Source organism: Burkholderia sp. PvR073 (assembly GCF_054055695.1).
Genome location: NZ_JBSRXO010000006.1, coordinates 355,658 through 381,581, shown reverse-complemented (window position 1 = coordinate 381,581; position 25,924 = coordinate 355,658). Strand labels below are relative to the sequence as shown.

Genomic DNA, 25,924 nt, shown 5'->3' with positions numbered 1-25,924 from the left:
GCGTCATGTCAGCCGCCGAGCGCCAAATAGAAAGGGGTGCCTAAAAACAGCGTCGCGACGCCGCCTGCGGCGAGGAACGGGCCGAACGGAATCGGCTCCTCGAAGCGCATGCGCCCGCGCCAGGTCGCGACGAGCCCGACGATCGCGCCCGTCACCGCGGCGAACAGCACGACCTGCGGCAGCGCGGCCCAGCCCATCCATGCGCCGAGCGCGGCGAGCAGCTTCAGGTCGCCGAAGCCGATGCCCTCGATGCCGCGCAACCATTTGAACAGCCAGTAGATCGACCACAGGAACAGGTAGCCGGCCATCGCACCGACCACGGCCGAACGCAGCGACGTGAACGTGCCGCCGAGATTCAGTGCGAGCCCTGCCCACAGCAGCGGCAGCGTCATCGAATCGGGAAGGTAGCCGGTCCGGATGTCGATAGCGCTCATCGCCAGCAGCGCGGCGCAGAGCCCGAACGCGGCGAGTGCGGCGGCGGTAGGGCCGAACGCGGCGAGCGACCCGGCGGCGAGCAGCGCACCGGCGAGCTCGACGAGCGGATAGCGCACGCCGATCGCATGGCCGCACTGGCGGCAGCGACCGCGCAACATCAGGTAGCTGACGAGCGGGATGTTTTCCCACGCGCGTAGCACGTGGCCGCAGTGCGGACATGCGCTGCGCGGGCGCCACAGATCGTAGTGCGGCGGATAGCCGTCGTCCGGCGCGGCGCTTGCGCTGCCGGTCGCTTCGGCGATTTCGGCCTGCCATGCGCGCTGCATCATCACCGGGATCCGGTGCACGACGACGTTGACGAAGCTGCCGACGCACAGCCCGAGCACGACGGCGAATGCATATTGCACCGCGGGCGGCAGCATCGCCAGCGCGAGCAACGTGCTGTCGGGAGAATCGAAAACGGTGGTCAGGGGCGCGGGCGTCATGGGCTCGGGTTCGGGCTTGAAAGGCGACAGAATCGGTTGCGATGCTACACCACGTTGCCCAGCTGAAGGATGGGCAGATACATCGCGATCACGAGGCCGCCGACGAGTGCACCCAGCACGATCACGATCAGCGGCTCGCCGAGTGCGGTGAGCGCATCGAGACGCGCGTCGAGCTGACGCTCGCAGAGCGCGGCGATGTCGGCGAGCATCGTGTCGAGTGCGCCGGTTTCCTCGGCGACGGCGATTGGCTGTACCACGTCGTCCGGGAAGCAGCCCGCCGCGTGCATCGCATCGGCAAGACGCGCGCCGCGCAGCACGCGCGCCGCGATTTGCGCGGTGGCCTGCTCGAACACCGGGTGGCCGGCCGTGCGTTCGAGCGTGGCGAATGCATCGGCGAGCGGTACGCCGGCACCGAGCAGCGTGGCAAGCGAGCGGCACCAGCGCGCGGCCGCGAACCGCGTGAGCGCGCTGCCGACCAACGGCGCATTCAGTACGTGCCGCGCGGCCGTGTAGCGCAGCGACGGCGAGCGCCGCAGCGCGTGGCGTGCGGCGAGCCCCGCCACCGCGGCGCCGGCGACGAACGTGCCGCCCCAGGCCGATGTCGCGGAGGACAGGGCGAGCAGGGCGCGGGTCGGCGCCGGCAGTGCTGCGCCAAAGCCCTCGAAGATCTGCCGGAACGTTGGCACGACCCACACCATCAGCGCGGCCGAGATCGCGAGCGCGAACACGATGACGGCGACCGGGTAGGCGAGCGCGGCACACAGCTTGCGCCATTGCGCGTCGGCGCGTTCGCGGTGCTCCGCGACGCGGGTCAGCACGGTGCCGAGCGCACCCGATGCTTCGCCCACCTCGATCAACTGGCGATACAGCGTGCCGAACTGGGACGGATAGCGTGCCAGCGCGGCGGCGAAGCGCTGGCCGCCGACGATCTCGCGTGCGAGACCTGCGGCGATGCGCGGGAGCCCGTCGCGCGTACGGGTGCGGGCAAGCATCTCGAGCGACGGTGCGAGCGGCAGTCCGGCTTGCAGCAGGCTCGCGAGCTGACGGGTGAAGCGCGTGACCTCGCGTGCGCCGGCCGCCGGTGGCCGGGCCGTGCCGCGGATGTCGAGCGACAGCACCGCGACGCCGTCGCGCGCGAGCGTCGCACGTGCGGCGGCTGCATCGAATGCGATGACGTTCCCGCGGCACGGCGTGCCGTCGCGACGACGGCCGCGCCACGCGAAGCGGGTTTCGTGAGGCGGTGCATGCATTGCGATCATGCGTCAGGCGTCGCGGCCAGGGCTTCCGCGACGCTCGTCGTGCCGTCGCGAACGTGCACGAGTGCCGCGTCACGCAGACTGCGCACGCCTTCGGCCGCCGCGCATTGCGTGAGCGCTCCGACGCTTGCGCGCGCGACGATGCGTTCGGCCATCTCCGGTGAAACCGGCATCGTCTGATGCAGGCCGATCCGGCCTCGATAACCGATACCGTGACAGGCGGCACAGCCGCGTGCGACGAACGGGCGCCATCCGGATGCCAGTGCCGCCGAATCGCAGCCCGCGTCGCGCAGCGCGTGTGCCGGCGCGTCCGAACGCGCGCGGCAGCTCACGCACAGACGCCGGACGAGCCGTTGTGCGGTGACGAGGCGCAATGCGGCCGCCAGGTTGTACGGCGCGACGCCGATATCGAGCAGTCGCGCGACCGCGGCCGGCGCGTCGTTCGTATGCAGCGTCGACAGCACGAGGTGCCCGGTCTGCGCGGCCTTGATCGCAACGTCGGCCGTCTCCGCATCGCGAATCTCGCCGACCATGATGACGTCCGGATCCTGCCGCAGCAGCGCGCGCAGCGCCGTGGCGAAGGTCAGCCCGGCTTTCTCCGCCACGCCGACCTGGTTGATGCCGTCGAGCTGAATCTCGGCCGGATCCTCGACGGTGCATACGTTGTGCGCGTCGCGATCGAGCATCTGCAGCGCGCAATAGAGCGACAGCGTCTTGCCGCTGCCGGTCGGACCGGTGACGAGCACGAGACCGTGCGGCGCGCGGATCGCGGCCTCCATTGCCGCGGCCTGCCGCGCGTCGAAGCCGAGGCGCGCGAGCGTGAGGTCGGGCGGCAGCGTTTCGAGGCGGCGCAACACGAGTTTCTCGCCGAACAGCGTGGGCAGCGAACTGACCCGGTAATCGCCTCGCAACCCTCCGTCGACCGTGATGCGCAGCCGGCCGTCCTGCGGCAGCCGGCGCTCGGCGATGTCCATGCGTGCGAGCACCTTGATCCGCGTCACGAGCGCGTCGCGCAGATGGACGGGCGGTCGCGCGTGTTCATGCAGGACGCCGTCGATGCGCAGGCGAAGGCGCCAGCCTGCTTCGAAGGGTTCGACGTGGATGTCGGACGCGTCGCGCACGCGGGCGGCGTGAAGCGTGTCAGTCAGCAGCCGTACGGCGGGCGAGTCGTCGAGTTGCGCCGCATCGAGCGAATGGGGCGGGTCGGCGGGCGATGCGTCGATGGAGGCAGGTGGCCGCTGCGTGCGCAGCGGCGCCCCGGGAGGTGGGAAGTGCATGTGAGCCGGCGCTCGGCCGCCTGTTGATCGTGACCAGCCAATGGTCGCGTATCGCGAGCGGTGCCGACAGTCGGCCGTTCGGCTAGCGCGCGGCGGCGCGTGCGCGCGTGCTGCGCGGCTTGAAGAGCTTGACGGTGCGCACGGCCTGGTCGTCGCTGCGCATGACTTCGAGCATCACGTCGCGGATTTTCAGGCATACGTCGCCGTCGGGAATTTCCTCGAGGATCTCGAGGATCAGGCCGTTCAGCGTCTTCGGCCCGTCGGTCGGCAGTTGCAGGTGCAGCCAGCGGTTCAGTTCGCGCAGCGGCATCCTGGCGGCGACGATGCATTCGCCGTTGTCGTCCCAGCCGCCCGCGCGTTCGCCGCGCGGCATCGACGTCGTGAATTCGCCGATCAGTTCCTCGATGATGTCCTCGGGCGTGACGAGCCCCTCGAGTTCGCCGTACTCGTTGACGACGAGCGCGGTGCGCGCCCGGCTTTCCTGGAAATACTGGAGCTGCTGGACGACCGGCGTGCCCGACGGCACGTAGTACGGCTCGGCGAGCAGCGTGCGCAACGTTTCGCGGTCGAAATCCTGGTTGTGCAGCGCGGTGAGCGTCTTGCGCACATGCAGCACGCCGAGCACCTTGTCGATGTCGCCTTCATAGACGACCAGACGGTTGTGATAGCAGGTCTCGAGTTGATGCAGGATGTCGTCGAGCGGCGCGTAGAAGTTGAGCGACTCGATCTGGCGGCGCGGCACCATCACGTCGTCGACCGTGATGTTCTCGAGGTCGAACAGGTTGAGCAGGATGCTGCGGTGCTTGGTCGGCATGAAGCTGCTCGACTCGAGCACGATCGCACGCAATTCGTCGGCCGACATCCGCTGGTCGCGGCCCTTCTTCGTATTGATGCGCAGCACCCAGAGCACGCCGTTCGCCAGCGCGTTGACGAACCAGACGACCGGCTTGAACACGCGCATCAGCGGCGCGATCACGAGACTGGCGGGCAGCGCGATGCGCTCGGGAAAGGTCGCGCCGACGATCTTCGGCGCGATTTCCGCGAACACGATGATCAGGAACGCGACGATGCCGGTCGCGATCGACAGCGCGAGGTTGTTACGGCCGAACGTGTGCAGCGCGAGCGACGTCGTCAGGACCGGGATGATCGTGTTGAACAGGTTGTTGCCGATCAGGATCACGCTGAGCAGCAGGTCGGTGCGCGTGAGCAGACCCTGCGTGGTTTTCGCGCCGAGCACGCCCTGGCCGGCGAGATGCTTCAGCCGATGACGGTTGAGCGCCATCATCGCGGTCTCGGAAATGGAAAAGAAGCTGGAGCAGAGGAGAAGCAGGAAGACGGCGCCGATTTGCGCCCATAAGGGAATTTGGTCCACGCGTCAGAAAGGGCAGTGAAGGACAGGGATGGAGGGAATATAGCAGAGGCCGGCGGCCGTGATGTGTCGTGCGCGGCACGAGGGCCCGCGCGACCAGGCAAAAAGCAGGCAAAAAAAAACCGTGCACACGGTGCACGGTTTTTTTAAATCTGGTCGGGGTGAGAGGATTCGAACCTCCGGCCTCTACGTCCCGAACGTAGCGCTCTACCAGGCTAAGCTACACCCCGATTTGGACTCTTCCGACTTCGCCGTCTTCTTCAAGACCGCTGCGTCGTCGAGCAAGAACATAACTATAGCGATGTTTTTTCGAAAAGGGAATACCTTGGCGCAGAAATTTTTCGAGACCGGATATCGCCTCGTGTTTTCCTCGCGCTTATGACTGCCGCGACGTCGAGTACGAGCACAACCCGAGCAGGCTTTCCTTGTAGATCGAATCCGGGAACGCAGTGATCGCGGCGGCAGCGGCCTGTGCTTCCTGGCGCGCGCATTCGAGCGTATGGTCGAGCGCGCCCGAACGCGTGATCGCGTCGAAAATCGTGTCGAAGCGATCGGTGCCGCCTTGTTCGATCGCCTCGCGTGCGAGCGCCGACTGTTCGGGCGTGCCGCGTTCGATCAGATAGATGAGCGGCAGCGTCGGCTTGCCTTCGCGCAGGTCGTCGCCGGCGTTCTTGCCCATCGCTTCGGCCGTGCCCGCGTAGTCGAGCCAGTCGTCCATGATCTGGAACGCGGTGCCGATCCGGCGGCCATATTCGGCCGCGGCGGCTTCGGTCGGCGCATCGGCGCCCGCGAGCACCGCGCCGAGGCGGGCCGATGCTTCGAACAGCTTCGCCGTCTTGTAACGGATCACCTGCATGTAGCGCGTCTCGTCGACGTCCGCGTCGTGCATGTTCAGCAGCTGCAGCACTTCGCCTTCGGAAATGATCGTCGTCGCTTCCGACAGGATTTCCATCACGCGCATCTTGCCGACGCCGACCATCATCTCGAACGAGCGCGAATACAGGTAGTCGCCCACCAGCACGCTTGCCGCGTTGCCGAACAGCGCGTTGGCCGTCTGGCGGCCGCGCCGCAGCTCGGATTCGTCGACGACGTCGTCATGCAGCAGCGTGGCCGTGTGGATGAACTCGACGACGGCGGCCAGCACGTGCCGCTGGTGCGACGTCTCGCCGAGCGCGCCGGCGACGAGCAACAGCAGGGCCGGACGCAGCCGCTTGCCGCCCGCGCCGATGATGTACTCGGCGATCTGGTTGATCAGCAGCACGTCGGACGCGAGGCTTTGCCGGATAACGCGATTCACCTGCTCCATGTCGCTTGTGATCGGGGCGAGCAGGTGGGCGGCGCTGAGGGTGGGGGAGGCGGTGGACGACGACATGATGATCGAAATGGGTGATGCGGCGGATTATAAGTCCAATCCGCGATATGCCGGTCTGTCGGACGCGCCTGCACCGTGATTTTGGCCGTCCGGCAAGGGCCTGCGCGCGGCAATCGCGGATCGGCTTTGACTTGGGCGCTAACCCCATGTATAATCACGTGTTTTCCGCGCGTGGTGTGCGGAAAATTTGGATCCAGAGTGAGGTTCTCAATGTACGCGGTCATAAAAACCGGCGGCAAGCAGTACAAGGTTGCCGTTGGCGAAAAACTCAAAGTAGAACAGATACCGGCTGACATTGACGCTGAAATCACGCTCGACCAGGTTCTCGCAGTGGGCGAAGGCGAATCGATTAAGTTCGGTACGCCGCTGGTCAGTGGGGCTTCCGTCAAGGCCACCGTTGTGTCGCACGGTCGTCATGCCAAGGTCACCATCTTCAAGATGCGTCGCCGGAAGCACTACCAAAAGCACGGCGGCCACCGCCAGAACTACACTGAGCTGCGCATCGACGCGATCAACGCGTAAGCGCCTCGGTAAAGGAGCAATCAGATGGCACACAAAAAGGCAGGCGGCTCTTCCCGGAACGGCCGCGACTCCGAGTCGAAACGTCTCGGCGTGAAAGTGTACGGCGGCCAGGCGATCAACGCTGGCGGCATCATCGTGCGTCAGCGCGGTACGCGCATGCACGCTGGCGAGAACGTCGGCATGGGCAAGGATCACACCCTGTTCGCGCTGGTCGACGGTCACGTCAAGTTCGCGACCAAGGGCGCGGACAAGAAGCATCTGGTCATCGTTGTCCCGGCGGCTGCCTAAGTTAGGCACCCACGGGCTTCGTAGCCGAAAGGCCCCGCAGTCTTCGCGGGGCCTTTTTTTATTTGGCCGCCGGGCGCATGTGCGCGCTGGCGGCTGTCGCGAAACGGCGGACAATCGGCCGAACGGCAGATTGTTCAAGCGTGCCGGCGCGCGGCACAATAGCGGAAATACTGGTCGGAGTAACGAATGAAGTTCATTGACGAAGCACGAATCGAAGTCATCGCCGGCGACGGAGGTGATGGGAGCGCGTCGATGCGCCGCGAGAAGTTCGTTCCGTTCGGCGGGCCGGACGGCGGCGACGGCGGCCGGGGCGGCAACGTCTACGCGATCGCCGACCGCAACATCAACACGCTGATCGACTACCGTTACGCGAAGAAGCACCTGGCGCGCAACGGCGAAAACGGTCGCGGCTCGGATTGCTACGGCAAGGGCGGTGACGACGTCACGCTGCGCATGCCGGTCGGCACGGTCGTGACCGACATGGATACCGGCGAGCTGATCGCCGACCTGACCGAACACGGCCAGCAGGTGATGCTTGCGAACGGCGGCGCCGGCGGTCTCGGCAACCTGCATTTCAAGTCGAGCACGAACCGTGCGCCGCGCCAGAAGACCGACGGCAAGCCCGGCGAACGGCGCATGCTGCGGCTCGAGCTGAAGGTGCTCGCCGACGTCGGGCTGCTCGGCATGCCGAACGCCGGCAAGTCGACCTTCATCTCGTCGGTGTCGAACGCGAAGCCGAAGATCGCCGACTATCCGTTTACGACGCTCGCGCCGAACCTCGGCGTCGTGCGGGTCGGCCCGAGCAAGAGCTTCGTGATCGCCGATATCCCGGGGCTGATCGAAGGCGCTGCCGAAGGCGCGGGCCTCGGCCACCAGTTCCTGCGACATCTGCAGCGCACGGGCGTGCTGCTGCATCTCGTCGATTTGGCCCCGTTCGACGAAAACGTCGACCCGGTCGCGGAAGCGAAGGCGATCGTCGGCGAACTGCGCAAGTACGACGAGGCGCTCTACGAGAAGCCGCGCTGGCTCGTCCTCAACAAGCTCGACATGGTGCCGGAAGACGAGCGTGAGGCGCGCGTCGCCGATTTCCTCGCCCGTTTCGACTGGGACGGCCCGGTGTTCGAGATTTCGGCGCTGACGGGCCAGGGCTGCGAAGCGCTGTGCTACGCGATCTACGATTACCTCGCCGAGCATTCGGACGCGCATCGCGCGGCGGAAGAGGAAGATCTGGCCACGGACGTGCGGTTCCGCGATGCGCCGCCCGCCGATGGCGGTGCGACGCCCGGCGACGACGCCTGAGCGGACCCGAAACGCACCGGGCATCGCGCCCGGTGCCGGAATTCAATCGCGCCCGGCCGGGCAGGCATCAGATACAGGAGACGGCGCACGATGCGTTCGATCATCGCGGATTCGAAGCGATTGGTGGTGAAGGTGGGCTCGAGCCTCGTGACCAACGACGGCAAGGGGCTCGATCATGCTGCAATCGGCCGCTGGGCGGCCCAGATCGCCGCGCTGCGCGCACAGGGCAAGGAAGTGGTGCTCGTCAGTTCGGGTGCGATTGCCGAAGGGATGCAGCGGCTCGGCTGGAGCAAGCGTCCGCGCGAGATCGACGAGCTGCAGGCTGCCGCCGCGGTCGGCCAGATGGGGCTCGCGCAAGTCTATGAAAGCCGCTTTACCGAGCACGACATCCGCACCGCACAGATCCTGCTCACGCACGCCGACCTCGCGGATCGCGAACGCTACCTGAATGCGCGCTCGACGCTGCTGACGCTGCTGCGGCTCGGCGTCGTGCCGATCATCAACGAGAACGACACGGTCGTCACCGACGAAATCAAGTTCGGCGACAACGACACGCTCGGCGCGCTCGTCGCGAACCTGATCGAAGGCGATGCGCTGATCATCCTGACCGACCAGTCGGGGCTGTTCACTGCCGATCCGCGCAAGGATCCGAACGCGACGCTCGTCGCGGAAGCCAGCGCGGGCGCGCCGGACCTCGAGGCGATGGCGGGTGGCGCAGGCTCGAGCCTCGGCCGCGGCGGGATGCTGACGAAGATCCTCGCGGCGAAGCGCGCGGCGCATAGCGGCGCGAACACCGTGATTGCGAGCGGCCGCGAAACCGACGTGCTGGTGCGGCTCGCGGCCGGTGAGGCGATCGGCACGCAGCTGATCGCGCGCACCGCGCGGATGGCCGCGCGCAAGCAATGGATGGCCGATCACCTGCAGGTGCGCGGGCACGTCGTGATCGATGCGGGCGCGGTCGAGAAGCTGACGGCCGGCGGCAAGAGCCTGCTGCCGATCGGCGTGATCGGCGTGCAGGGCGCGTTCGCGCGCGGCGAGGTGATCGCGTGCGTCGGCCCCGACGGGCGTGAAGTGGCGCGCGGCCTCACTAATTACAGCAGCGCGGAAACGAAGCTGATTCATCGCAAGCCGAGCGGCGAGATCGAGACGGTGCTTGGCTACATGCTGGAGCCGGAGCTGATTCACCGCGACAACCTCGTGCTCGTGTAACCGTTCGGCCCGGCGTCGCGAGACAGTAAAAAAGCCCGCATTGCGCGGGCTTTTTCGTTGTGACGGGGCGGAGCAGGACCGGCCAGGCGGCCTGCGTTGCGCCGTCAGCGCAGCTGGCTCATCGCGGTACGATGGAACTTGATGTTCTCGATGATCTGGTGAGTCGTGCCCTGCGGCATCTTGTTCGAGCAGAAGTAGTCCTGGTACAGCGCCGAGTGATACGAATTCAGTTCGCCGTTCTCGATGCGACGCCAGTCGTTCTCCACCGTGCGATCCCAGCCGTCGTGATCCGAATTCAGGCCCGCATACTGACGCCATTCGTAGGTGTCGCAGCGGATGCCTTCATAGTTCACGTTGCGCGCACCGGCCGGGCTCGTGATGACGACCGCGTAGCGCACGATGCCGTCGGTGCCGACCGCGAGCGACTTCGCATCGACGAAGAACTTGAGCGGCGTGTTCTGCGACACGGTGAACGGCAGCAGGTCGCCCGCTTGCGGCAGCGGCGGCAGCGTCTCGACCGGGTTTTCCTTCCACTCACCCTTACGGTCGAGCAGATAGACGAACTCGCTGTCGTCCTTGTTGGACGGCGCTTTCGAATTGGCGCAACCGGCCAGCGTGGCCGCCGCGACAACCGATGCGAGCGCGAGAGCAATCGCTTTCAATATGCATTCCTCGTAAAAAAAGGGCGCGACACCAAGGTCGCGCCCGGTCATGCAGTCCGACTCGTCATTTGCCGACGATCACGCGGGGCGGCATCTCATCGAGCGTGCTCGCCTCCACTTCGATCTCCGAACAGACTACCGATGTGTCGACAATCGTCAGCGTCTGCTGGGACTGCGCGCCGATGACGCGCGGATAGCGCGACAGGCGCGGCCCCTGCGGCTTGTCGGCTCGCTGCGCCGGGCGGCGCAGGAAGCGCGACAGTTCCGTCAGCGCCAACTGATAGACATCCCGCTTGAACTCGATCACCGCATCGAGTGGCACCCAGTACTCGTTCCAGCGCCACGCATCGAACTCCGGGTGATCGGTCGCGCGCAAGCAAATATCGCAATCGCGTCCGACCATCCGCAGCAGGAACCAGATCTGCTTCTGGCCGCGGTAATGGCCGCGTACTTCGCGTTTGATGAACTTGTCAGGCACCTCGTAACGCAACCAGTCGCGGGTGCGGCCGATTATCTTGACGTGTTCCGGGTGCAGGCCGGTTTCCTCGTGCAGCTCCCGGTACATCGCCTGCATGGGGGTCTCGCCGTACTTGATCCCACCTTGAGGAAACTGCCAGGAATGCTCGCGGAGCCGCTTGCCCCAAAACACCTCGTTGCGCGCGTTCAAGAGGATGATGCCGACGTTCGGGCGAAAGCCTTCACGATCCAGCATACAACCACCTTCGAATCCTTTAAAATTGCTTTGATTATAAACAGATAACGGGCGCTGCGCACCGTGACGGAGCGAATCCGCGCGGGGTACGGCGACTGAATTGTCCCTGATTTGTCTGCTACGTCATCTGCGCCATCGTCGTTCGTCGCGCGCAGCTTTTTCACCTTGAAACTTTTTCGGGCGCCCCGCCTGGGGGCGCCGTATTTGGAACCGTCCGCATGAAAGCTTCCCGTTTCTTTATCGGCACCCTCAAAGAAGCACCGGCCGACGCAGAGATCGTCAGCCACAAGCTGATGGTGCGCGCCGGCATGATCCGTCGTGTCGCCGGCGGCATCTATAACTACCTGCCGGTCGGCCTGCGTTCGATTCGCAAGGTCGAGGCGATCGTGCGCGAGGAAATGAACCGGGCAGGCGCCATCGAGCTGCTGATGCCGGCCGTGCAGCCGGCCGAGCTGTGGCAGGAGTCGGGCCGCTGGGAACAGTACGGCCCCGAGCTGCTGCGCTTCAAGGACCGCAAGGACAACGACTTCGTGATCGGGCCGACGCACGAGGAAGTGATCACCGACATCGCGCGCAACCAGATCAAGAGCTACCGGCAGATGCCGGTGAACTTCTACCAGATCCAGACGAAGTTCCGCGACGAGATCCGTCCGCGCTTCGGCGTGATGCGCGGCCGCGAATTCCTCATGAAGGACGCGTATTCGTTCGACAAGGACACGGCCGGCCTGAACGAGTCGTATCGCAAGATGTACGACGCGTACGTTCGCATCTTCACGCGCCTCGGCCTCGAGTTCCGCGCGGTCGCGGCCGACAGCGGCTCGATCGGCGGCAACTTCTCGCACGAGTTCCACGTGATCGCCGATACCGGTGAGGACGCGATCGCCTATTGCCCGACGTCCGACTTCGCGGCGAACATCGAAGCGGCCGAGGCGCTGCCGTTGATCGCCGAGCGTGCTGCGCCGGCCGAAGCGATGGAGAAGGTCGCGACGCCCGGCAAGGCGAAGTGCGAAGCGGTCGCCGAACTGCTGGCGATCCCGCTCGAGCGCACGATCAAGTCGATCGTGCTCGCCACCGAGAACGAAGGCGCCGAGCCGACCATCTGGCTCGTGATGCTGCGCGGCGACCACGATCTGAACGAAATCAAGGTGTCGAAGCTGCCGGGGCTGAAGAACCACCGCTTCGCGACCGAGCAGGAAATCGTCGACTGGTTCGGCACGCCGCCGGGCTATCTCGGCCCGGTCGGCACGAAGAAGCCGGTGAAGGTGATCGCCGATCGCACGGTCGCGAACATGAGCGACTTCGTCGTCGGCGCGAACGAGGTCGACTATCACATCGCGGGCGTGAACTGGGGCCGCGACCTGCCGGAACCGGAAGTCGCCGATGTGCGCGACGTGAAGAAGGGCGATCCGTCGCCGGACGGCAAGGGCACGATCGACATCTGCCGCGGCATCGAAGTCGGTCACGTGTTCCAGCTCGGTACCAAGTATTCGGAAGCGATGGGCGCGACGTTCCTCGATGAATCGGGCAAGCCGCAGCCGATGCTGATGGGCTGCTACGGCGTCGGCGTCACGCGGATTCTCGGTGCGGCGATCGAACAGAACTTCGACGACCGCGGCATCATCTGGCCCGAGTCGATCGCGCCGTTCGAGGTCGTGCTGTGCCCGATGGGCTACGATCGCAGCGACATGGTCCGCGAGGCCGCCGACAAGCTGTACGCGGAACTGGTCGCCGCCGGCATCGACGTGATCCTCGACGATCGCGGCGAGCGCCCGGGCGTGATGTTCGCCGACTGGGAACTGATCGGCGTGCCGCATCGCCTGGTGATCGGCGAGCGCGGTCTGAAGGAAGGCAAGATCGAGTACCAGGGCCGCCGCGACGCCGAGGCGACGCTGCTGCCGGCGGACGAGGCTGCGGCGACGGTGACGGAGAAGATCCGCGCCGCGCTCGCGCACTAAGCGCTGCGACCGGGGGACACGGTGGAATACACCTTCCTGTCGGCCACCGTGCTCCTCGTGCTGATTACGGATCCGCTCGGCAACATCCCGCTGTTCATCACGGCGATGCGGGACGTGCCGCGCGAGCGGCGCGTGAAGCTGATCCTGCGCGAGGTGGGGATCGCGTTCGTGATCCTGCTGTTCTTCATGGTGGTCGGCGACCGCTTCCTGCGGATGATGAACCTCACCGACCTGTCGCTGCGGCTCGGCGGCGGGATCGTGCTGTTCCTGATCGCGCTGCGGATGATCTTCCCGCATCCGGACGGCGCGCTCGGCAGCGATCCGCGCGCGGGCGGCGAACCCTTCATCGTGCCGCTCGCGATTCCCGCGCTCGCCGGGCCGTCCGCGCTCGCGACGGTGATGCTGCTGACGTCGCAGGCGCCGGGCAAGATGTTCGAGTGGGTCGGCGCGCTGACGGTCACGATGATCGTCTGCGCGATCACGCTGGTGCTGGCCGAACGGATCCAGCAGTGGCTCGGCGAGCGGACCGTCGCGGCGTTCGAGCGGCTGATGGGCCTCGTGCTCGTCGCGATCTCGGTCGAGATGCTGCTGGCCGGCGTCCGGGCGTTCGTGCACCAGCTGTAGCACGGGTGGCGCGGCCGACGAAAAAAAACGGCGCTCCGGGAAACCGGAGCGCCGCTTTTCTTTAAGGCGGGCAGGGCGGTCAGACGTTCGCGGTCAGCGCGCGGATCGTCGGCAGGTTGCGCCAGTAACCCTTGGCGTCCATCCCGCAGCCGAACACGTAGCGGTCCGGCACCGGGAAGCCGCAGAAGTCGGGATGCAGCGGTTTCGTCTTCGCGAGCGTCTTCTCGCACAGCACGGCGGACATGAAGCGCTTCGCGCCCATGTCGAGGATGCGGTCGCGGATCGCGGCCATCGTCTCGCCTTCGTCGAGGATGTCGTCGAGCACGAGCACGATCCGGTCCTTCACCGATTCGCGCGGCGCGACGCGCCAGTGCATCTCCGGGCTGCCCTGCGTCGTGTTGCGGTAGCGGGTCAAGTGGATGTAGTCGAATTCCAGCGGGAAATCGAGATGCGGCAGCAGCATCCCGGTAAACACCGCGGCGCCGCCCATCACCGAAAGAACGAGCGGGAACGCGTCGCCGATCTCGGCGCGGATCGCGTCGGCCATTCTGGAGATCGAGGCGTTGACGGCGTCAGCCGAGACGATCTCTTCGGAGTGGTCGAAAATGTGGAGGGCTTCTTCGCGGTTCATGTGTTCTGGCGAGCAGTCGGTATACAAATAAGAATGAAGCAGAACGGACGGCGCGCGCTACAGCAAAAACCCGCGCGCCGGCCGACGGGCGGAATCAGCGCATGCCGGGCATCATGCCCTTCAGGCCGCGCATCATCTTCTGCATGTTGCCGCCCTTCAGCTTCTTCATCATCGTACGCATCTGGTCGTACTGGTTCAGCATCCGGTTGACTTCCTGCACCGGCACGCCCGCGCCGGCTGCAATGCGGCGCTTGCGCGTCGCCTTGATGATTTCGGGTTTGGCGCGCTCGGCGGGCGTCATCGAGCTGATGATGCCTTCCATCCGGCGGATCGACTTCTCGGCCTGGCCCATGTCGGCACCGGCCGCCGCCTGCTGGAATTGCGCCGGCAGCTTGTCCATCAGCGACGACAGGCCACCCATGTTCTTCATCTGCGAGATCTGCGCGCGGAAATCGTTCAGGTCGAAGTCGCCGCCTTTCTTCACCTTGTCGGCGAGCTTCTGCGCGGCCTGCACGTCGACGCCGCGCTGCGCTTCCTCGACGAGCGCGAGGATGTCGCCCATGCCGAGGATCCGGTTCGCCATGCGATCCGGGTGGAACACCTCGAGGCCGTCGAGCTTTTCGGCGACACCGACGAACTTGATCGGCTTGCCCGTGATGTGGCGCACCGACAGCGCGGCACCGCCGCGCGAATCGCCGTCGAGCTTGGTCAGCACGACGCCGGTGAGCGGCAGCGTGTCGTTGAACGCCTTCGCGGTGTTGACCGCGTCCTGGCCGAGCATCGCGTCGACGACGAACAGCGTTTCAGCCGGCTTCAGCGTGCCGTGCAGCGCGGCGATTTCCTGCATCATCGCCTCGTCGATACCGAGGCGACCGGCCGTATCGACGATCAGCACGTCATGGTAGTGGCGCTTTGCCCAGTCGACGGCCGCGACCGCGATGTCGACGGGCTTCTGATCCGGTGTGGACGGGAAGAAGTCGGCGCCGACCTGTTCGCTCACCGTTTTCAACTGCATGATGGCGGCCGGGCGATACACGTCGCACGAGACCGTCAGCACCTTTTTCTTGTGCTTCTCGCGCAGCAGCTTCGCGAGCTTGCCGACGGTCGTGGTCTTGCCGGCACCCTGCAGGCCCGCCATCAGGATCACGGCGGGCGGCGTGACCGCGAGGTTCAGCTCGGCGGCCTTGCCTTCGTAGTCGCCGCCGATCACGGCGGTCAGTTCCTTCTGGACCACGCCGACGAGCGCCTGACCCGGCGACAGGCTGCTGATCACTTCCTCGCCGAGCGCCTTTTCCTTGACCTTGGCGATGAATTCGCGGACGACGGGCAACGCGACGTCGGCCTCGAGCAGCGCGAGACGCACCTCGCGGAGCATTTCCTGGGTGTTCGCCTCGGTAAGCCGGGCCTCGCCGCGCAGCGTCTTGACGACGCGTGCCATCCGTTGAGTGAGATTGTCGAGCATGGGGAGCGATGGACAGTGGGGCCCGAAGGCGCAACGGAACCGAACAAAGGGAGCCGTCGCGGGGAGGGGGCCTAGTGTAAACTTCGAACATGGATATTGTACTGTATGCCCTCACCGCATTCCTGTACGGCGGCCTCGCCGTCGCAGGCTGGCGCACGCACCGCCAGGGTGCGGCGCCGCTCGTCGCGAGCGTGCCGGCCGTGCCGGTTCCGGCGTCCGCCGCGTCGGGGATGAGCGCGGCCGGCCGCGGGCTGCTGTTCGCGGCGCTCGTCGCGCACGGCGTGCTGCTGCACATGACGATCTTCCCGCACGACGCGATGATCTTCGGGTTCGCGTTCGCGCTGTCCGCGATGTTCTGGCTCGGCGCCGGCATCTACTGGATCGAGAGCTTCTTCTTCCCGCTCGACAGCCTGCGCCTGCTGGTGCTGCCGCTCGCGTGCGGCGCGTCGCTGCTGCCGCTCGTGTTCGGCGGCGTGCGGGTGCTGCCTTATGCCGCAGCGCCGCTGTTCAAGATGCACTTCCTGATCGCGAACATCGCATACGGCCTCTTTGCGATCGCCGCGCTGCACGCGGTCCTGATGCTGATGGTCGAGCGGCGCCTGCAGTCGCTGAGGAGCGGCGGGCGCGACGGTTCGACCGGCTGGATGGCGAGCTGGCTCGAAACGCTGCCGCCGTTGCTCACGCTGGAGAAGCTGCTGTTCCGCCTGATCGGCGCCGGCTTCGTGCTGCTGACGCTGACGCTCGCATCGGGGATCCTGTTCAGCGAGCAGGTCGATGCACGCGCGCTGCGGCTCGATCACAAGACCGTGTTCGCGGTGCTGTCGTGGCTGATGTTCGGCGGCCTGCTGGTCGCCCGCAAGACGTCGGGCTGGCGCGGGCGCGGCGCCGCGCGCTGGGTGCTCGTGTCGTTTGCGGCGCTGCTGCTCGCGTATGTCGGCAGCCGGTTCGTTTTCGAGGTGCTGCTGCACCGCTCCGTGGTTTGAACGCAGGTTTCCGATGCGACAGATTCTTCTCCTGATTCTTCTTTTCTTCGCGGGCTCGTGGCTCGCGCGCAAGCTGCGCCAGGCCCAGGAGCAAGCGCAGGCGCGCACCGGCCGTGGTGACGGCGCCGACGGCGCGGCCAGTCATGGCGGCGCGGGTGCGGCACGCCCGAACGGCGGCACGCGCTCGCTGCCCGAGCCGATGGTGCGCTGCGCCGAATGCGGCGTGCATGCGCCGAAGGGCGACGCCGTCGCCGCGGGCGGCGAATACTTCTGCAGCACCGAGCATGCGCAGCGCCACGGCGCACGCGCGAGCGGCCACGACGCGCGATGAGCGACGCGGCGCTGCTGTCGGTTGACGCACACGGCTGGGTGCGCGAAGCGCGCCACGCGCCGTCGCCGAATTTCGAGGCGCGGCCCGCGGGCGCGGTGCCGACGCTCGTCGTCGTCCACAACATCAGCCTGCCGCCCGGCGAGTTCGGCGGGGACGCGATCGAGTCGCTGTTCCTGAATCGCCTCGATTGCGATGCGCATCCCTATTACCAGAGCCACCTGCGCGGCGTGCGCGTGTCCGCGCACTTCCTGATCCGCCGCGACGGCGAACTCGTGCAGTTCGTGTCGTGCGACGAACGCGCATGGCATGCGGGCTCGTCGGAGTTCTTCGGCCGGCCGCGCTGCAACGACTTCTCGATCGGCATCGAGCTCGAGGGCGCGGACGACGTGCCGTTCGACCCGGCGCAGTACGCGACGCTCGGCGTGCTCGCCCGTACGCTCGCCGCACGCTACCCGATCGATGCGGTGGCCGGGCATTCCGACGTCGCGCCGGGCCGCAAGACCGACCCGGGGCCGCATTTCGATTGGCAACGCTTCGCAGGCGATGCAGGCTTTTCGGCCGAATACTTTCCTTTCCGTCAGCACTGAGCGCGGGGTTTTCGAGCCCGCGAAAAAAATTTTTCCGACCAATGCCTTGTCACGTCTGCGCCTGCGCGGGGCGGGGGTGATGTCAATACCTTCAGCGCAAATTATCCGTTTTGACCTCGTCCGAATGTCCACTATACTTGGTGCCAGTTGAGCAGTTCTGTACTAGATATAGTGTGTGTCGCAGGGGAAACCCGAGCGGCACCGGCCGGCGGCCAACGCCGGCGGACAGGGTTCTCAGGGCGGCGCGCCAGGGCCGGACGGTCCGGGCGTCGCGATCAAGCGCAGCGAACTTCGACGGGGCAGGGTACACATGACGAAGCACACGACCGGACCGGTTGTCGCGCATCGACCGAACCGGCTTCCCCGACGCATCGCTCGCCTCTTACCGCTCGCGCACCTCATTGCGCAGCGTTCGTTTTAATCCGCGGTTCTCTCCGCACCATCCAACACCAGGAGCTTTGCACATGCAAACCACCGACAACGCGACGTCCCAGTACGAGAGCGCCTCGAGCCGTCCGCTCGGCGGGACCGAACAGGGCGCGAAGGCGCTCGCGCCGCAGGCCACCTTCGCCGACTACAAGGTGATCCGCCGCAACGGCAGCGTAGTCTCGTTCGAGCCTTCGAAGATCGCGATCGCGGTGACCAAGGCTTTCCTGGCCGTCAACGGCGGGCAGGGCGCGGCATCGGCGCGCGTGCGCGAGCAGGTCGAACAGCTCACGCACAGCGTCGTGCGCGCGCTCGTGCGCAGCCGTCCGAACGGCGGTACGTTCCATATCGAAGACATCCAGGACCAGGTCGAACTCGCGCTGATGCGCGGCGGCGAGCACAACGTCGCGCGTGCGTACGTGCTGTATCGCGAGAAGCGCCACCTCGAGCGCCAGCATGCGGGCGAAGAAGCGGCGGCAGCGGGCGGCGACGCGAGCGCGGGCATCAACGTCGTCGACAACGGCGTCACGCGCCCGCTCGACATGAACGCGCTGCGCGAGCTGATCGTGTCGGCGTGCGCCGGTCTCGGCGCTGCGGTTAACCCTGAGCCGATCGTCGCGGAGACGGTGAAGAACCTGTACGACGGCGTGCCGATGAGCCAGGTCTACGACTCGGCGATCCTCGCGGCGCGCACGATGATCGAAAAGGACCCGGCGTACAGCCAGGTCACGGCCCGCATCCTGCTGCACACGATCCGCCGCGAGATCCTCGGCGAGGAAGTGCTCCAGGCCGAGATGTCGACCCGCTATACGGAATACTTCCCGCAGTTCCTGAAGCGCGGCGTCGATGCCGGCCTGCTCGACGACAAGCTGCTGCAGTTCGACCTGAAGCGTCTCGGCGAAGCGCTCGACGCGAACCGCGACCTGCAGTTCGGCTACCTCGGCCTGCAGACGCTGTACGACCGCTACTTCCTGCACGTCGAAGGCACCCGCATCGAAATGCCGCAGGCATTCTTCATGCGCGTCGCGATGGGCCTGTCGCTGAACGAGATCGACCGCGAAACGCGCGCGATCGAGTTCTACAACGTGCTGTCGAGCTTTGACTTCATGAGCTCGACGCCGACGCTGTTCAACTCGGGCACGCACCGCTCGCAGCTGTCGTCGTGCTACCTGACGACGGTCGCGGACGACCTCGACGGCATCTATGAAGCGCTGAAGGAAAACGCGCTGCTGTCGAAGTTCGCCGGCGGTCTCGGCAACGACTGGACCCGCGTGCGTGCGCTCGGCTCGCATATCAAGGGCACGAACGGCAAGTCGCAAGGCGTGGTGCCGTTCCTGAAGGTCGTCAACGACACGGCCGTCGCGGTCAACCAGGGCGGCAAGCGCAAGGGCGCGGTGTGCGCGTACCTCGAATCGTGGCACCTCGACATCGAGGAGTTCCTCGAGCTGCGCAAGAACACCGGCGACGATCGCCGCCGCACGCACGACATGAACACGGCGAACTGGATTCCCGACCTGTTCATGAAGCGCGTGATGGAAGGCGCCGACTGGACACTGTTCTCACCGTCGACCTGCCCGGACCTGCACGACAAGTTCGGCGCGGAATTCGAGGCGGCTTACACGGCTTACGAAGACAAGGTCGCGCGCGGCGAGATCAAGCTGTTCAAGAAGATCCCGGCGGCGCAGCTGTGGCGCAAGATGCTCGGCATGCTGTTCGAGACGGGCCACCCGTGGATCACGTTCAAGGATCCGTGCAACATCCGCTCGCCGCAGCAGCACGTCGGCGTCGTGCACTCGTCGAACCTGTGCACGGAAATCACGCTGAACACGAGCGACACGGAAATCGCGGTGTGCAACCTCGGCTCGGTGAACCTCGTCGCCCACCTGGTGAAGCAGGCCGACGGCACCTACGCGCTCGACCACGACAAGCTGAAGCGCACGATCAGCGTCGCGATGCGCATGCTCGACAACGTGATCGACATCAACTACTACGCGGTGCCGAAGGCGCGTAACTCGAACCTGAAGCACCGTCCGGTCGGCATGGGCATCATGGGCTTCCAGGACTGCCTGCACCTGCTGCGCACGCCGTACGCGTCGGAAGCGGCGGTCGAGTTCGCCGATCGTTCGATGGAAGCGGTCTGCTACTACGCGTACCACGCGTCGACCGAGCTGGCCGAGGAGCGTGGCCGTTACTCGAGCTACCGCGGCTCGCTGTGGGATCGCGGCATCCTCCCGCAGGACACGCTGAAGCTGCTGACGGAAGCGCGCGGTGGCTACGTCGAGGTCGACACGTCCGAATCGCTCGACTGGACGACGCTGCGTTCGCGGATCGCCACGCACGGCATGCGCAACTCGAACTGCGTCGCGATCGCGCCGACGGCGACGATCTCGAACATCATCGGCGTGTCGGCCTGTATCGAGCCGACCTTCCAGAACCTGTACGTGAAGTCGAACCTGTCGGGCGAATTCACGGTGGTGAACGAGTACCTGGTGCGCGACCTGAAGGAACGCGGCCTGTGGGACGAAGTGATGGTCTCCGACCTGAAGTACTTCGACGGCATGCTGTCGCGCATCGACCGCATCCCGGCCGACCTCCGCGCGATCTACGCGACCGCGTTCGAAGTCGACCCGACGTGGCTGGTCGAAGCGGCATCGCGTCGCCAGAAGTGGATCGACCAGGCGCAGTCGCTGAACATCTACATGGGCGGCGCGTCGGGCAAGAAGCTCGACGAGGTCTACAAGCTCGCGTGGCTGCGCGGTCTGAAGACGACCTACTACCTCCGCACGATGGCGGCGACGCACGTCGAGAAGTCGACGGTCGCGCACGGCGCGCTGAACGCGGTGCCGACGGGCGGTGCAGGCGGCGGCTCGAGCAGCGGCGGCGCGCAAGGCGCGGCAGGCGGCTTCGGTGCGGCAGGCGGCGATGCATCGTCGGGCGCGGTCAATGCGGCATCGGCGCTGGCGCCGGTCGAAGCAGACGGTCCGGTGTGCACGATGCGTCCGGGCGATGCGGGTTTCGACGAGTGCGAAGCCTGCCAGTAACGCAGCGCGTATGACCTAAGGTTCGTGCGGCGCGCATGACAACCGATCGAGGTTGAAGTGTGCGCCGCTCTCAACTAAAAAAATGATAAGGAATCTGTAACGCGCCACTCGCGTTGCAGGCAGTGACGAGCGATCGAAACATCCCCGACGACGTCGCGTTTCGATCAGCGTTCGATGCGTCGAGCGCACCTCGCGATACACGTGCGACACGCGTCGCGCGCTGCATGAACGACGATGCGTTGCTCAAAGTGTTGTATCGAGGTCGCAACGCGAATCGAAAAAAGGATTTTTCGTGAGCGAACCCTTTTATCGCTCAGGAAAAGATGGTACAAACCGTTCTAAATTGATGGTGAGAATTTATGCTCAACTGGGATGACGAGAAGACTGCCGTAACCCCCGCGAGCGGAGCGCAGCAGAACGCGTTGCGCACCTCCGCAGGGATGGCTGTCGGAATGCAGGCGGCAGCGCCTGCCGCCCATCAGGTCCGCGACATTTTCGAAGGCGATCTTGCGGTGCCGCCGCAAGCATCGGCTGTTCCCGCTGGCGGGTCGGAAGCGCGGGTCAACGTTGCGGACAAGCGCATCATCAACGGCCAGACTGACGTCAATCAGCTGGTGCCGTTCAAATACAAGTGGGCGTGGGAAAAGTATCTGGCGGGTTGCGCGAACCACTGGATGCCGCAGGAAATCAACATGTCCCGCGACATCGCACTGTGGAAGGACCCGAACGGTCTGACCGAGGACGAGCGCCGCATCGTCAAGCGCAACCTCGGCTTCTTCGTGACGGCCGATTCGCTTGCCGCGAACAACATCGTGCTCGGCACGTACCGCCACATCACGGCGCCCGAGTGCCGGCAGTTCCTGCTGCGCCAGGCGTTCGAAGAGGCGATCCACACGCACGCGTATCAATACATTGTCGAATCGCTCGGTCTCGACGAAGGCGAGATCTTCAACGCGTACCACGAGGTCACGTCGATCCGCGCGAAGGACGAATTCCTGATCCCGTTCATCCACACGCTGACGGATCCGGCCTTCAAGACCGGCACGCTCGAAGCGGATCAGAAGCTGCTGAAGTCGCTGATCGTGTTCGCCTGCATCATGGAAGGCCTGTTCTTCTATGTCGGCTTCACGCAGATCCTCGCGCTCGGCCGCCAGAACAAGATGACGGGTGCTGCAGAGCAATATCAGTACATCCTGCGCGACGAGTCGATGCACTGCAATTTCGGCATCGACCTGATCAATCAGATCAAGCTCGAGAATCCGCATCTCTGGACCGCGGAATTCCGCGCCGAGATCCGCGAGCTGTTCAAGCAGGCTGTCGAACTCGAATACCGCTACGCCGAGGACACGATGCCGCGCGGCGTGCTGGGCCTGAACGCGTCGATGTTCAAGAGCTATCTGCGCTTCATCAGCAACCGCCGTTGCCAGCAGATCGGCCTCGACCCGCTGTACCCGAACGAGGAAAACCCGTTCCCGTGGATGAGCGAGATGATCGACCTGAAGAAGGAACGCAACTTCTTCGAGACGCGTGTGATCGAGTATCAGACGGGTGGCGCGCTGTCCTGGGAATAACCCGCAGCAGCGAACTCGTCACATGATGGAGCAGCCGGCGGCCTCTCGGCCCCGGCCCAAGGTTTAGGAGCAAGAACGCCTGATGCAAAGCATGCCCGGTGCCTTAACGGCCCAACGACATAATCGGCACTTTGCGAACCCTTCAGTGGGATGGGCAAACTTCCCTCCGGAAAAAGCGGACGGCCGTGTGGCGGTCCGCTTGATCAAGCGATTAGGGGTAGCGGCGCGAGGTGCGCCGGCTACCGACTTGATTTGGCGCGCGAGGCCATGGGGTCACGCGCGCCATACCGTATTCATTAGCGTAAGCGCGCGGTATCTGCGTACGCCGATGAATAGCCCGCTTCGAAGCGCACGTCCTGAACAGCGTCCGCGGGAAGCGGGTTTTGACGAAGGGTGTAGTTTGAACTGACTCTCATCTGAACCTGAAGGAGAACAACATGGCTACTGCCAAGAAAAAACCGGCTGCGAAGAAGGTTGCTGCCAAGAAGACCGTTGCGAAGAAGGCTGCTCCGGCCAAGAAGGCTGCCGCAGTGAAGAAGGTTGCTGCGAAGAAGGTCGCGGTGAAGAAGGTTGCCGCGAAGAAGGCAGCACCGGCGAAGAAGGCCGCTGCGAAGAAGGTCGCGGCTAAGAAGGTCGCAACGAAGAAGGTTGCAGCCAAGAAGGTCGCTGCCAAGAAAGTCGCGGTGAAGAAGGTTGCCGCGAAGAAGGCCGCGCCGGCGAAGAAGGCCGCTGCGAAGAAGGTTGCAGCCAAGAAGGTCGCAGTGAAGAAGGTTGCTGCGAAGAAGGCCGCACCGGCGAAGAAGGCTGCTGCGAAGAAGGCCGCGCCGGCGAAGAAGGCTGCCGCCAAGAAGGCTGCGCCTGCGAAGAAGGCCGCTGCGAAGAAGGCTGCGCCTGCCAAGAAGGCTGCCCCTGCGAAGAAGGCTGCCGCACCGAAGGCTGCTGCCCCGGCGAAGAAGGCTGCTGCTCCGAAGAAGGCCGCTGCTCCGAAGAAGGCCGTCGTGAAGAAGGCTGCACCGGCAACCACCGCGTCGACCGCATCGGTTGCGCCGGCATCGGGCGTGAAGACCGCGCTCAACCCGGCGGCGGCATGGCCGTTCCCGACCGGCAGCCGTCCGTAATCGCGGCTGGCTAGTACCACCCGGACACTCATGTGGTGTCCGTGGGTTGAGTAGCGCTACTCAATCGATCCCGCCATCTGGCTCAGGTGGCGGGATTTTTTTCGTCCGTATTCATCGAAGTGCTGACCCGCGGCCGGCAGCGAATGGCGGACGAAAAAAAAACGCATGTGCAGCTTCGCACATGCGTTCGACCGCAGCTTGCGCCGCGTGCTGAGGATGCTCGTTAGTGCGTGACGCGCGTGACGCCGCCGCTCGACAGCAGTCGCACACGCTCGCCGGCGCGGAACATTTCGCCGCTTGCCGCCTGCGTGATCGAGCGCAGGTCGCCGTTATCGAGGCGCACGGTGATTTCGACACCGTTCGCCGTGCCGAGGTTTTCGCCGACCGCGTTGCCCGCGACCGCGCCGACGAGGCCGCCCGCGATGGCCGTCAGGATCGACCCCTTGCCGCCGCCGATCGCGCTGCCCGCGACCGCGCCGAGCGCACCGCCGCCGAGCGTGCCGATCGCGCTGCCGCCGCCGTCGGACTGGATGCGCACTGCACGGACGCTTTCGACCGTGCCCATGCGGACGGTCTGCTCGCGCTGCGCCTGGCCGACGCTATAGACATCCGCCGAGCCCGGCGCCGTGAAGCAGCCGGCGAGCGTCAGCGTGGCCGTCAGCATGGCCGCGAGCGTGAGGGTTTTTTTGGTCAACATCTTTGCTCTCCCACAATATTCATTTGAGACTGTACCCGAAGGCAGCCTCGAAGCGCGCGTCGATTTCGGCGCGCGTCAGTGCGTAAGTTTGGGGCCCCTGGTGGGCGATCTTGATCGAGCCCATCAGGCTCGCGAGGCGGCCCGTGGTTGCCCAGTCGAGGCCGTTCTCGATGCCGTACAGCAGGCCGCCCCGGAAGGCGTCGCCGCAGCCGGTCGGATCCACGACACGTTCTGCTTGCACGACCGGAATCTGTTCTTCGCCGTTTTTGTGAAGAATAGTCGAGCCGTGCTCGCCGCGCGTGATGATCAGCGCCTGAACCCGGCTGGCGATTTCCTGTTCGGACCAGCCCGTCTTGTCGCTGACGAGCTTGCCCTCGTAGTCGTTGACCGCGACGAAGGTCGCGAGTTCAATGATGCGGCGCAGCGTCGCACCGTCGAACAGCGGCAGGCCCTGGCCCGGATCGAAGATGAACGGGACGCCGGCCTTCGCGAATTGCTCGGCGTGCTGGACCATCCCGTCGAAGCCGTCCGGCGCGACGATGCCGAGCTTCACGCCCGCCACTTCGTCCGCGCGGTTCAGGTGCGACACCATCATCGCGCCCGGGTGGAATGCGGTGATCTGGTTGTTGTCGAGATCGGTCGTGATCATTGCCTGCGCGGTGTGCGTTTCGGGCACCACGCGCACGCTGGCCTTCGACAGGCCGAGGCTGTCGAGACGCTCGAGATAGCGATCGGCGTCGTTCGCGCCGACCGTCGCCATGATGCGCGCGTCGCCGCCGAGCATGTGCAGCGCGTAAGCGATGTTCCCCGCGCAACCGCCAAATTCGCGACGCATCGTCGGCACGAGGAAGCTCACGTTCAGAAGGTGAACCTGGTCGGGCAGGATGTGCTCGCGAAACCGGCCTTCGAAGGTCATGATGTTGTCGTAGGCGAGCGAGCCGCAAATCAGCGTAGTCAAGGCGTGCGTTCCTGTAGAGAGCAAAGGGGGGCGGCCACCCGACCGGCGCGCGGAGGCCGTCCGGCCTCGCGCGGCAGGGTCGGGTGGCAGCGGATTACTTCAGTGCGGCGAGCGCTGCGTCGTAGTTCGGCTCGTCCTTGATCTCGTCGACGAGTTGCGCGTGGATCACCTTGTCCTGGGCGTCGAGCACGACGACCGCGCGGGCCGTCAGGCCGTTCAGCGGGCCGCTCGTCACGTCGACGCCGTAGGCGTTCGCGAATGCGCGGCCGCCGCGGAACGTCGAAGCCGTCACGACGTTCGCGAGGCCTTCGGTCGTGCAAAAGCGCGTGGCGGCGAACGGCAGGTCGCCGGACACGACGACCACGACCGTGTTGTCGAGCGACGACGCGGCTTCGTTGAACTTGCGGGTCGACGTCGCGCAGGTCGGCGTGTCGAGGCTCGGGACGATGTTCAGCACCTTCCGCTTGCCGGCGAAGCTGGCGAGCGACAGATCGGCGAGGTCCTTGCCGACCAGCTTGAAGTCGGGGGCTTGCGAGCCGACGGCCGGGAACGTGCCGGCGAGATCGATCGGGTTGCCACCCAGCGTAACTTTGCTCATGTTCGTGCTCCGAAATAGCGCGCCGCTGCGGCGCGCGGGTTGAGACGGCGCGCATG

At 65.6% G+C, this 25,924-nt stretch carries 25 protein-coding genes and 1 tRNA gene; 13 read left to right on the top strand and 13 right to left on the bottom strand.

Features of this window, described 5'->3' with window-relative positions:
* Window positions 1–8: 8 nt before the first annotated feature.
* The 6 genes from ACVK00_RS20650 to ACVK00_RS20625 all read right to left on the bottom strand — a co-directional run bounded on the left by ACVK00_RS20650 (window position 9) and on the right by ACVK00_RS20625 (window position 6,194).
* Entirely contained in the window at window positions 9–920 is a 912-nt protein-coding gene (locus ACVK00_RS20650) for a prepilin peptidase (RefSeq protein ID WP_284895088.1), read from the bottom strand.
* A 44-nt stretch (window positions 921–964) separates the two neighbouring features.
* The gene (locus ACVK00_RS20645; RefSeq protein ID WP_228906760.1) at window positions 965–2,179 is read right to left on the bottom strand and encodes a type II secretion system F family protein; all 1,215 of its coding nucleotides are present in this window, start codon (window positions 2,177–2,179) and stop codon (window positions 965–967) included.
* Window positions 2,176–3,453, bottom strand: coding sequence for a GspE/PulE family protein (locus tag ACVK00_RS20640; RefSeq protein ID WP_228906766.1), 1,278 nt, complete (start codon window positions 3,451–3,453; stop codon window positions 2,176–2,178). Before ACVK00_RS20640 ends, ACVK00_RS20645 begins: the two co-directional genes overlap by 4 nt.
* An 82-nt stretch (window positions 3,454–3,535) precedes the next feature.
* Window positions 3,536–4,825 (bottom strand): HlyC/CorC family transporter, encoded by a 1,290-nt coding sequence (locus ACVK00_RS20635; RefSeq protein ID WP_228906767.1) that lies wholly within the window; start codon window positions 4,823–4,825, stop codon window positions 3,536–3,538.
* A 150-nt stretch (window positions 4,826–4,975) separates the two neighbouring features.
* A tRNA-Pro gene (locus ACVK00_RS20630) sits at window positions 4,976–5,052 on the bottom strand.
* Window positions 5,053–5,198: 146 nt separating this feature from the next.
* A complete protein-coding gene (locus ACVK00_RS20625) occupies window positions 5,199–6,194 on the bottom strand; it encodes a polyprenyl synthetase family protein (RefSeq protein ID WP_006756837.1) in 996 nt (331 codons plus the stop codon).
* Window positions 6,195–6,404: 210 nt separating this feature from the next.
* On the opposite strand from ACVK00_RS20625, the gene rplU reads away from it, so the two are divergent.
* The 4 genes from rplU (at window position 6,405) to proB (ending at window position 9,512) form a co-directional block, all read left to right on the top strand.
* Window positions 6,405–6,716, top strand: a complete 312-nt coding sequence (gene rplU / locus ACVK00_RS20620; RefSeq protein WP_006025184.1) for a 50S ribosomal protein L21 — start codon at window positions 6,405–6,407, stop codon at window positions 6,714–6,716.
* A 24-nt stretch (window positions 6,717–6,740) separates the two neighbouring features.
* Window positions 6,741–7,004, top strand: coding sequence for a 50S ribosomal protein L27 (gene rpmA, locus ACVK00_RS20615; RefSeq protein ID WP_006476999.1), 264 nt, complete (start codon window positions 6,741–6,743; stop codon window positions 7,002–7,004).
* A 186-nt stretch (window positions 7,005–7,190) separates the two neighbouring features.
* On the top strand, window positions 7,191–8,303 hold the full coding sequence (obgE, locus tag ACVK00_RS20610) for a GTPase ObgE (RefSeq protein WP_105786145.1): 1,113 nt from the start codon (window positions 7,191–7,193) through the stop codon (window positions 8,301–8,303).
* A 90-nt stretch (window positions 8,304–8,393) separates the two neighbouring features.
* Entirely contained in the window at window positions 8,394–9,512 is a 1,119-nt protein-coding gene (proB, locus tag ACVK00_RS20605) for a glutamate 5-kinase (RefSeq protein WP_006752234.1), read from the top strand.
* A gap of 104 nt (window positions 9,513–9,616) precedes the next feature.
* Here proB and ACVK00_RS20600 read toward each other — a convergent pair whose 3' ends face one another.
* Both ACVK00_RS20600 and ACVK00_RS20595 read right to left on the bottom strand, forming a co-directional pair.
* Complete coding sequence (locus ACVK00_RS20600; protein WP_228906768.1) at window positions 9,617–10,225, bottom strand: CNP1-like family protein; 609 nt, start codon at window positions 10,223–10,225, stop codon at window positions 9,617–9,619.
* 13 nt (window positions 10,226–10,238) lie between these two features.
* Window positions 10,239–10,886 (bottom strand): RNA pyrophosphohydrolase, encoded by a 648-nt coding sequence (locus ACVK00_RS20595; protein ID WP_228906770.1) that lies wholly within the window; start codon window positions 10,884–10,886, stop codon window positions 10,239–10,241.
* Window positions 10,887–11,104: 218 nt separating this feature from the next.
* On the opposite strand from ACVK00_RS20595, the gene ACVK00_RS20590 reads away from it, so the two are divergent.
* Entirely contained in the window at window positions 11,105–12,841 is a 1,737-nt protein-coding gene (locus ACVK00_RS20590) for a proline--tRNA ligase (RefSeq protein ID WP_284894927.1), read from the top strand.
* A gap of 21 nt (window positions 12,842–12,862) precedes the next feature.
* Window positions 12,863–13,465: a MarC family protein gene (locus ACVK00_RS20585; protein ID WP_006752238.1), complete on the top strand. Its 603-nt coding sequence runs from the start codon at window positions 12,863–12,865 to the stop codon at window positions 13,463–13,465.
* A 79-nt stretch (window positions 13,466–13,544) separates the two neighbouring features.
* Here the strand turns inward: ACVK00_RS20585 and ACVK00_RS20580 are convergent, their stop codons facing one another.
* On the bottom strand, window positions 13,545–14,096 hold the full coding sequence (locus ACVK00_RS20580; protein WP_228906774.1) for a hypoxanthine-guanine phosphoribosyltransferase: 552 nt from the start codon (window positions 14,094–14,096) through the stop codon (window positions 13,545–13,547).
* 94 nt (window positions 14,097–14,190) lie between these two features.
* Complete coding sequence (ffh, locus tag ACVK00_RS20575; protein ID WP_006752240.1) at window positions 14,191–15,558, bottom strand: signal recognition particle protein; 1,368 nt, start codon at window positions 15,556–15,558, stop codon at window positions 14,191–14,193.
* An 89-nt stretch (window positions 15,559–15,647) separates the two neighbouring features.
* On the opposite strand from ffh, the gene ACVK00_RS20570 reads away from it, so the two are divergent.
* The 7 genes from ACVK00_RS20570 (at window position 15,648) to ACVK00_RS20540 (ending at window position 23,615) form a co-directional block, all read left to right on the top strand.
* The gene (locus ACVK00_RS20570; protein WP_228906782.1) at window positions 15,648–16,541 is read left to right on the top strand and encodes a cytochrome C assembly family protein; all 894 of its coding nucleotides are present in this window, start codon (window positions 15,648–15,650) and stop codon (window positions 16,539–16,541) included.
* A 13-nt stretch (window positions 16,542–16,554) separates the two neighbouring features.
* Entirely contained in the window at window positions 16,555–16,872 is a 318-nt protein-coding gene (locus tag ACVK00_RS20565) for a PP0621 family protein (RefSeq protein WP_284894926.1), read from the top strand.
* Window positions 16,869–17,459 (top strand): 1,6-anhydro-N-acetylmuramyl-L-alanine amidase AmpD, encoded by a 591-nt coding sequence (ampD, locus tag ACVK00_RS20560; RefSeq protein WP_175661544.1) that lies wholly within the window; start codon window positions 16,869–16,871, stop codon window positions 17,457–17,459. The genes ACVK00_RS20565 and ampD overlap by 4 nt, the downstream gene beginning before the upstream one ends.
* A 464-nt stretch (window positions 17,460–17,923) precedes the next feature.
* On the top strand, window positions 17,924–20,926 hold the full coding sequence (locus tag ACVK00_RS20555) for a ribonucleoside-diphosphate reductase subunit alpha (RefSeq protein WP_284894924.1): 3,003 nt from the start codon (window positions 17,924–17,926) through the stop codon (window positions 20,924–20,926).
* A gap of 359 nt (window positions 20,927–21,285) precedes the next feature.
* Window positions 21,286–22,497: a ribonucleotide-diphosphate reductase subunit beta gene (locus ACVK00_RS20550; RefSeq protein WP_166722722.1), complete on the top strand. Its 1,212-nt coding sequence runs from the start codon at window positions 21,286–21,288 to the stop codon at window positions 22,495–22,497.
* An 82-nt stretch (window positions 22,498–22,579) separates the two neighbouring features.
* The gene (locus ACVK00_RS20545) at window positions 22,580–22,906 is read left to right on the top strand and encodes a hypothetical protein (protein ID WP_284894923.1); all 327 of its coding nucleotides are present in this window, start codon (window positions 22,580–22,582) and stop codon (window positions 22,904–22,906) included.
* A gap of 28 nt (window positions 22,907–22,934) precedes the next feature.
* Entirely contained in the window at window positions 22,935–23,615 is a 681-nt protein-coding gene (locus tag ACVK00_RS20540) for a histone H1-like DNA-binding protein (protein ID WP_166722724.1), read from the top strand.
* A 223-nt stretch (window positions 23,616–23,838) separates the two neighbouring features.
* Here ACVK00_RS20540 and ACVK00_RS20535 read toward each other — a convergent pair whose 3' ends face one another.
* The 3 genes from ACVK00_RS20535 to tpx all read right to left on the bottom strand — a co-directional run bounded on the left by ACVK00_RS20535 (window position 23,839) and on the right by tpx (window position 25,868).
* Entirely contained in the window at window positions 23,839–24,312 is a 474-nt protein-coding gene (locus ACVK00_RS20535; RefSeq protein WP_006752247.1) for an outer membrane lipoprotein, read from the bottom strand.
* 19 nt (window positions 24,313–24,331) lie between these two features.
* Window positions 24,332–25,270 carry a carbohydrate kinase family protein gene (locus tag ACVK00_RS20530; RefSeq protein ID WP_006752248.1) on the bottom strand — a complete coding sequence of 313 codons (939 nt, stop codon included), beginning with the start codon at window positions 25,268–25,270 and terminating at the stop codon, window positions 24,332–24,334.
* 94 nt (window positions 25,271–25,364) lie between these two features.
* Window positions 25,365–25,868, bottom strand: coding sequence for a thiol peroxidase (gene tpx, locus ACVK00_RS20525; RefSeq protein WP_006758913.1), 504 nt, complete (start codon window positions 25,866–25,868; stop codon window positions 25,365–25,367).
* Between the last annotated feature and the right edge of the window lie 56 nt (window positions 25,869–25,924).

Coding starts and splice junctions, on each gene's coding strand:
- ACVK00_RS20650 (WP_284895088.1), bottom strand. CDS start 920: ATGACGCCCGCGCCCCTGACCACCGTTTTCGATTCTCCCGACAGCACG.
- ACVK00_RS20645 (WP_228906760.1), bottom strand. CDS start 2,179: ATGATCGCAATGCATGCACCGCCTCACGAAACCCGCTTCGCGTGGCGC.
- ACVK00_RS20640 (WP_228906766.1), bottom strand. CDS start 3,453: ATGCACTTCCCACCTCCCGGGGCGCCGCTGCGCACGCAGCGGCCACCT.
- ACVK00_RS20625 (WP_006756837.1), bottom strand. CDS start 6,194: ATGTCGTCGTCCACCGCCTCCCCCACCCTCAGCGCCGCCCACCTGCTC.
- rplU (WP_006025184.1), top strand. CDS start 6,405: ATGTACGCGGTCATAAAAACCGGCGGCAAGCAGTACAAGGTTGCCGTT.
- rpmA (WP_006476999.1), top strand. CDS start 6,741: ATGGCACACAAAAAGGCAGGCGGCTCTTCCCGGAACGGCCGCGACTCC.
- obgE (WP_105786145.1), top strand. CDS start 7,191: ATGAAGTTCATTGACGAAGCACGAATCGAAGTCATCGCCGGCGACGGA.
- proB (WP_006752234.1), top strand. CDS start 8,394: ATGCGTTCGATCATCGCGGATTCGAAGCGATTGGTGGTGAAGGTGGGC.
- ACVK00_RS20600 (WP_228906768.1), bottom strand. CDS start 10,225: ATGACCGGGCGCGACCTTGGTGTCGCGCCCTTTTTTTACGAGGAATGC.
- ACVK00_RS20595 (WP_228906770.1), bottom strand. CDS start 10,886: ATGCTGGATCGTGAAGGCTTTCGCCCGAACGTCGGCATCATCCTCTTG.
- ACVK00_RS20590 (WP_284894927.1), top strand. CDS start 11,105: ATGAAAGCTTCCCGTTTCTTTATCGGCACCCTCAAAGAAGCACCGGCC.
- ACVK00_RS20580 (WP_228906774.1), bottom strand. CDS start 14,096: ATGAACCGCGAAGAAGCCCTCCACATTTTCGACCACTCCGAAGAGATC.
- ffh (WP_006752240.1), bottom strand. CDS start 15,558: ATGCTCGACAATCTCACTCAACGGATGGCACGCGTCGTCAAGACGCTG.
- ACVK00_RS20570 (WP_228906782.1), top strand. CDS start 15,648: ATGGATATTGTACTGTATGCCCTCACCGCATTCCTGTACGGCGGCCTC.
- ACVK00_RS20565 (WP_284894926.1), top strand. CDS start 16,555: ATGCGACAGATTCTTCTCCTGATTCTTCTTTTCTTCGCGGGCTCGTGG.
- ampD (WP_175661544.1), top strand. CDS start 16,869: ATGAGCGACGCGGCGCTGCTGTCGGTTGACGCACACGGCTGGGTGCGC.
- ACVK00_RS20555 (WP_284894924.1), top strand. CDS start 17,924: ATGCAAACCACCGACAACGCGACGTCCCAGTACGAGAGCGCCTCGAGC.
- ACVK00_RS20550 (WP_166722722.1), top strand. CDS start 21,286: ATGCTCAACTGGGATGACGAGAAGACTGCCGTAACCCCCGCGAGCGGA.
- ACVK00_RS20545 (WP_284894923.1), top strand. CDS start 22,580: ATGCAAAGCATGCCCGGTGCCTTAACGGCCCAACGACATAATCGGCAC.
- ACVK00_RS20540 (WP_166722724.1), top strand. CDS start 22,935: ATGGCTACTGCCAAGAAAAAACCGGCTGCGAAGAAGGTTGCTGCCAAG.
- ACVK00_RS20535 (WP_006752247.1), bottom strand. CDS start 24,312: ATGTTGACCAAAAAAACCCTCACGCTCGCGGCCATGCTGACGGCCACG.
- tpx (WP_006758913.1), bottom strand. CDS start 25,868: ATGAGCAAAGTTACGCTGGGTGGCAACCCGATCGATCTCGCCGGCACG.